5 protein-coding genes are annotated in these 5754 nt (G+C 72.2%); 2 read left to right on the forward strand and 3 right to left on the reverse strand.

Annotated features, from left to right (window positions below; genetic code table 11):
- Window positions 1-845: 845 nt before the first annotated feature.
- From KV557_RS41195 to KV557_RS41205, 3 genes are all read right to left on the reverse strand, one after another.
- Window positions 846-1226, reverse strand: a complete 381-nt coding sequence (locus KV557_RS41195) for a CBS domain-containing protein (RefSeq protein WP_218207232.1) — start codon at window positions 1224-1226, stop codon at window positions 846-848.
- Between the two features lie 162 nt (window positions 1227-1388).
- Complete coding sequence (locus tag KV557_RS41200) at window positions 1389-2894, reverse strand: DEAD/DEAH box helicase (RefSeq protein WP_218207233.1); 1506 nt, start codon at window positions 2892-2894, stop codon at window positions 1389-1391.
- A gap of 370 nt (window positions 2895-3264) precedes the next feature.
- Window positions 3265-3468: a cold-shock protein gene (locus tag KV557_RS41205; protein ID WP_030918248.1), complete on the reverse strand. Its 204-nt coding sequence runs from the start codon at window positions 3466-3468 to the stop codon at window positions 3265-3267.
- 516 nt (window positions 3469-3984) lie between these two features.
- Here KV557_RS41205 and KV557_RS41210 point away from each other — a divergent pair.
- The gene (locus KV557_RS41210; protein ID WP_218207234.1) at window positions 3985-4212 is read left to right on the forward strand and encodes a hypothetical protein; all 228 of its coding nucleotides are present in this window, start codon (window positions 3985-3987) and stop codon (window positions 4210-4212) included.
- 735 nt (window positions 4213-4947) lie between these two features.
- Window positions 4948-5310 carry a hypothetical protein gene (locus tag KV557_RS41215; protein WP_218207235.1) on the forward strand — a complete coding sequence of 121 codons (363 nt, stop codon included), beginning with the start codon at window positions 4948-4950 and terminating at the stop codon, window positions 5308-5310.
- Window positions 5311-5754 lie beyond the last annotated feature (444 nt).

Raw genomic sequence — 5754 nt, forward strand, 5'->3', positions numbered from 1 at the left:
GAGCTTCGCTGTTCCCCGCGCGGGCAGGAGTCCGCCGCCGACACCTGACCCGCCTGCCAGGCCGACGAGACCGGTCCGCGGTGAGCGACGGGCGCTCACCGCAGGCCGCCCCGGACACGATTACCCCTCAGCCCCCGATCGCCGGCCGACCGTTCCACCGGCCAGGCTGCCCGGCACCCTGTCTCACTGGCGCGGACCGGTTCCAGGCCGCCCGGCACGACGGCACGCCGCCCCGTTGAAGTACACAGCAGGGGTTCATCCACTACCGTTCTGCCCCGGGCCCGGCCTACTTCCCGTCGACCGGACCGAGCCCACGCTCCCGCCGCCTCGGTCGCACCCCCGATGACCACTCCGCGACCGCCCGCGCCGCGCGAGAGGTGACCGAGGAAGGGATGCCGACGCCACTTCCGCACGCTCGCTTGTCGGATGCACCGGCCCCCTCGGGACCGGATCGTTCAGGCCGCGCTCAGTGCACAACTGTGTTTCCTTGCCCGGTCCTTGACCGCGCCTGCCGCTGGCGGTTCGCCTGCGCTGAGCGGACGGTCCGCGCGGTCGCCCGGCCGCTACGGTGGGGTTGCGCCGCCGCCTGCGGGCCGTCAGGCAAGTCGCCCGCTTTGCGGGCGCACTACGGCCCGCCCGAGACCGGGGCCGCGAGGAGTACTCGGTGGCCGTCCCCGCGGAGTCCGTCCCCCCTGCCCTCGATATCCGCCTGCGACCGGGAACCGGCGACCTGGTGCTCGACGCGATGGGTGACCCGGACCAGGACAGCGGCCCAATGTTGAACGCCGCCATGGACGGCGCCCTGGGCAGCCGACTGCGGGCGCGTCGGCGCCGGCAGAGCTGGCCTAGAAGCTGAGCAGGCCGATGGCGTGGCCGTCGGGGTCGACCACCGGCCACGTGCCCAGGCCGCGGGCGCGCATGGCGGCGGCTGCGGTGGTGGCGGGCATGTCGGCGGTGGCGAACGGGGCCTGGTCGAGGACGATGTCGCGCACCGGGGTGCGCTCGGTGGACCGGGTGCGGGTCTGGAACGGGGCGAGGTGCAGGCGGGTCAGCAGACCCGCGCAGCGGCCGTCGTCGTCGCGGACCAGGAGGTGGTCGGCGCCGGAGCTGTGCAGGATGTCGATCGCCATGTCGACCATGACGTCGTCGCTGATCTGCAGCTCGGGGTGTCTCATGAGGTCGCCGACCGTGGCGGTGGTCGCGGGGTGTTCGAGGGTGAGGGTCATGGGCGGACTCCTTGGTGTCGGTTCCGCCGGGGCCGGCGGTGGTCGGGGCATCGGGTGTGGGAGGGCCGGCGGGGTCCGCCGGAGCGGGCCGGGACTCTTGTTTCGCGCTGGTGAGTCGTGTGGGCCTGGACCGCAGCGGCGGTCCAGGCCCACACCTGCCTCCTAGGCGGCGAGGGCGACGCGCCTCGGTGCCCGGCGGCGGCCGGAGGAGCCCTGGTTGTCGCGGCCTGCGACGGCCGCGTGGGCGGGGCGGCTGCGGCGGCTGCGGCTCGTGGACGGGCTACGGCGGGGGCGTTCGACGGCGGGGGCGGCGATCACGGTGGGGATACCGGTGGGCACGCGGGCGCCGGTGATGCGGGCCAGGTCCTCGTCGCCGGCGGTGACCCTGGTGGTGACGGGCGTGATCGCGGCGGTGGTCATCAGGCGGGCCATCTCGCGGCGCTGGTTGGGCAGCACCAACGTGACGACGGTGCCGGACTCGCCGGCCCGGGCGGTGCGCCCGCCGCGGTGCAGGTAGTCCTTGTGGTCTGTCGGCGGGTCGAGGTTGACGACCAGGTCGAGGCCGTCGACGTGGATGCCGCGGGCGGCGACGTTGGTGGCGATCAGGGCGGTGACCTGGCCGGTGCGGAACTGCTCCAGGGTGCGGGTGCGCTGCGGCTGGGACTTGCCGCCGTGCAGGGCCGCGGCCTTCACCCCGTTGGTGAGCAGGTCCTCCACCAGGCGGTCCGCTCCGTGCTTGGTGTCGGTGAACATGATCACCCCGCCGTCACGGGAGGCGATGTGGGCGATCGTGGCGTTCTTGTCGTAGTTCTGCACGTGCAGCACGTGGTGCTCCATGGTGCTGACCGCTCCCGCGGACGGGTCCACGGAGTGCGTGACCGGGTCCTTGAGGAAGCGCCGCACCAGGCGGTCGACGTTGCGGTCCAGGGTGGCGGAGAACAACATCGTCTGGCAGCCCTCGGCGACCTGGTCGAGGAGTTCGGTGACCTGCGGCAGGAAGCCCATGTCGGCCATCTGGTCGGCCTCGTCGAGCACGGTGATGCCGACGCCGTCCAGCTGGCAGTCGCCGCGCTGGATCAGGTCCTTGAGCCGGCCGGGGGTGGCCACTACGACCTCCGCCCCGTGATTCAAAGCTTTGGCCTGACGCCCGATCGACATGCCGCCCACCACGGCCGCCATCCGCAGCCGCAGCGCGTGGGCGAACGGGGTGAGGGCGTCGGTCACCTGTTGCGCGAGCTCGCGGGTGGGGACCAGGACGAGGGCCAGCGGGCGGCGCGGTTCGGCGCGCCGGCCGGCGGTGCGGGCCAGCACGGCGAGGCCGAACGCGATGGTCTTGCCGGAGCCGGTGCGGCCTCGTCCGAGGACGTCCCGGCCGGCCAGCGAGTTCGGGAGCGTCGCGGCCTGGATCGGGAACGGTGCAGTGACGCCCTGGCGGGTCAGGGTGGAGAGCAGGGCCTTGGGCATGTCCAGTTCGTCGAACGCTTCGACGGCCGGGAGCGCCGGGGTGGTGCTCACCGGCATCGCGAACTCGCCCTGCGGGGAGGAACTCTGGCGGGCGCTACGGCCGCGGGCGGGCCGGTCTCCGTAGAAGGAGCTGCCGCCGGAGCGGGAGGAGGCCGAGGAGCGGGAGTTGGCGTTCTGGTACGAGGAGCGACTGGAGCGGTTCATGTGAGACCTTCCTGGGGCGGCACGTCGCGAGGAAGCTCCGCAGCGCGAGGCGCCGGCAGGAGGTCGCAAGGAACGGGCCGAAAGTGTGGAGCGCGGGGCGTGGACGGTGGAACCGTGCGGCACGTCACCTGCGGTCGGCGCTCACCGAAAGGGGTGGGAGCGAACGACCTCGAACCGTGAGCTGTCACGGCAGGGCGCCGATCCGGACGCGGCGCTGTGCGTCTCGCGTGGGGATGGCCGCCGGTGGCGGAGCCAGGGGGCCAGAAACGGCCGGGGAAGCGCGTCGTGGCGCAATGCCGAGGGGCCCGCACCGGGCATCATGTACGCGGTGCGGGCCCCTCGCTGCTAGGCGGGTGCCGTGGCAGAAGAACTACAGCGGACGAATGTTCTCGGCCTGCGGGCCCTTCTGGCCCTGCGTGACGTCGAACTCGACCTTCTGGCCCTCGAGCAGCTCACGGAAGCCGTTGGCGTTGATGTTCGAGTAGTGGGCGAAGACGTCCGGGCCGCCACCCTCCTGCTCGATGAAGCCGAAGCCCTTTTCCGCGTTGAACCACTTCACAGTGCCATTAGCCATAAAGAAATCTCCTTCAAGGGGCTGTCCGAAGCCCGCACAGCGCGCGCTTCGAGTCGCCGCGATGAGCACCCACCCGGGGAAGAGCCGGGAAACAAAAAGGCGCCTGCGAAACACCAGCAGGCGCACACAAAGTTCATGGGAACCACTACTGCAACTAAAACGACTCTAGCAGGCCCAGGCCCGCTGCGGGCGGATATTCCACCCCCGGTCCTGCAGGGCCCCTTCCCCGGGGCCGCCGGGCGCGGGGCGACAGGCCCGTCAACACGCATGCATGGCGGCCCGGTTGGGCATGGATCCCGCCTCCTGGGCGTCGACCACTCGCTCCCCCAGGAGGGCGAGTCGCGCGGGAGCTGAGCACCCGCCCCCGCCGCGACAGACCCGCGAAAGCAACGCACCACGCCCACCGGCGCCATCCGGGGGCGCACTGGACGGCTTGCGCGAAATTCCTGTCGTAGCTCCGAAATCGAGTGCACCGAGAAGACCCGCTCCCGCGATTTTCGGCGCATACTGCAGGGAATGACGAAATCTGCAGCAGTCCGCCGCGTCCTGCCCACCAGCCCCTTCAAGCCCCCGGCCGAAGCTCCGCGCAAGCACTTCGCCGTCGGCGACCGCGTCACCCACGACACCTACGGCCTCGGCCGGGCCATCGGCGTCGAAGGCGACAGCGGCATCGCGGTACTCGTCGACTTCGGATCGCGGCGGGAACGCATCACCCAGCCCTACACCGCGATGTTCAAACTCTGACCCAGGACGCACGCGGTTCTCCGCCGAGTGCGCCGCGCATGGTGTGGACCCTGCGGGAGGCCCCCGGCCCGTCGCGTCGGCGCACCGTCCAGGGGACGCGCACCCCGGCCGGGTCGAGCGGGAACCCGACGCTCCGGCCCCGTAGCCTCACCGGCAATGGCCGGAACGGAATGTGACGAGTCGTCATTGATGGGCGGGCGCGGGCTGGGCAGGCGATAAACCCTGCGCGTGGATGACAAACATCTGTTTGAGTCCGTCTGTGCAGTGCTCTCCCGCCGAGGGTTTGAGCCGGCACCGCCCCAGGCTGCCGGGCTCTTCGCCCGGCAGCGTCCGGGGATCGGCCTGGTGCTGGGATGGAGCCCGGGCCAGGACCTGATCGGACCGACCCTCCACGCCTGCCCGCATCCCGCCGACGCCGCCGGGCGCACCGAGTTCCGCGGTATCCGCGGCGCGCTGATGCCGGCGCTGGCGGCTGGCGGAGGTCCTCGGCTCCGCGAGCTTCACCGTCACCGCCTTCGGGGCCGACCTGCTCGCCACCGCCGGCCCGCGCGATCCGGGCGATGCCCCGGCCCTCACGGCTGCTGCCACCTGCCCTGTACCGCGGCGCAGCCGATCGGCGTGTCAGGTCGCTGCCGCGTAGCGCCCGGCCGTGCAGCTGGCGCAAGGCCCGTGGCCGCCATGGCCGCTGCCCCGGGCCCGTGGGCGCCGCGGAGGCCGTGTCCTATTCTGGGGGGCATGTCGAACCCTGACGGGCTGCTCGTCGACATCGCCGCGATGGTCGAGTCCGAGCACAGTAATCAGATGTCCCTGACCGTGGTAGTCCCCGGAGCCGTGATCACCGGCAGGCTCGCGCCGGTGACCCTGTGGTTGGAGCGGGTGGCAGAGGTCCTCCAGGCCTCGGAGCGCCTGAAGCCGTTCGCCGCTCTCTTCGCCCCGCCCGCCGACGGCCCGCCCGCACGGCCCACCCATCTGCATCTCCACCGGGCGAAGATCCTGCAGGGCGATTTCGGGCTGCCCCACACCGGAGGCATGTACCGCATCGCCATTGAGGACGTCAGCAGCTGGACGGTCGGGGACCTCAGCTACTCCGATTCCTGAGAACCACCGCAGGCCCAAGTGGCCGCCTGGCTTGGCGCCCTACGTCCCCGCACCAAGGAGTTGCTGAGCCTTGAGCGGGTGCCGTGACGGCTGGTCCGGGTGTCGGGGTGGGACCGCTGACGGCCCCGGCCGCAGAGGCGAAGGGCACAGCGGGCGAGCCGAAGGCACCGGCGCCCCGGGCGGTGTCGGCGCCCTCTCTGAGCGGACCATCCCGAGCACCTGGCTGGCGGGGTCGAGCCCGGCCGCGCCCTCCAGCCGCCACGTCTTGTGCCGCGCTGCGGTGTTGCCGTACGGGGCGACGGCCGGAGCGTGCGGCGCGAGGCCGTCCCCCTGTCTGGCCTCTGCGGCGGGCGGCCGTACGGCTGGAAGGAGCTGTGGGCCAGGTTGCCGGTCCGGTCAGGTGTCCGCGGTGGGCTCCTGGCGGTGTTGGGTGCGGCGGAGTTG

The sequence above is a fragment of the Kitasatospora aureofaciens genome (assembly GCF_019192735.1).
Lineage (GTDB): Bacteria > Actinomycetota > Actinomycetes > Streptomycetales > Streptomycetaceae > Kitasatospora > Kitasatospora aureofaciens_A.

Bases quoted from the DNA above. Each gene is read 5' to 3' on its own strand.
- KV557_RS41210 (WP_218207234.1), top strand. From the start codon at position 3,985: ATGACGAAATCTGCAGCAGTCCGCCGCGTCCTGCCCACCAGCCCCTTC.
- KV557_RS41195 (WP_218207232.1), bottom strand. From the start codon at position 1,226: ATGACCCTCACCCTCGAACACCCCGCGACCACCGCCACGGTCGGCGAC.
- KV557_RS41200 (WP_218207233.1), bottom strand. From the start codon at position 2,894: ATGAACCGCTCCAGTCGCTCCTCGTACCAGAACGCCAACTCCCGCTCC.
- KV557_RS41205 (WP_030918248.1), bottom strand. From the start codon at position 3,468: ATGGCTAATGGCACTGTGAAGTGGTTCAACGCGGAAAAGGGCTTCGGC.
- KV557_RS41215 (WP_218207235.1), top strand. From the start codon at position 4,948: ATGTCGAACCCTGACGGGCTGCTCGTCGACATCGCCGCGATGGTCGAG.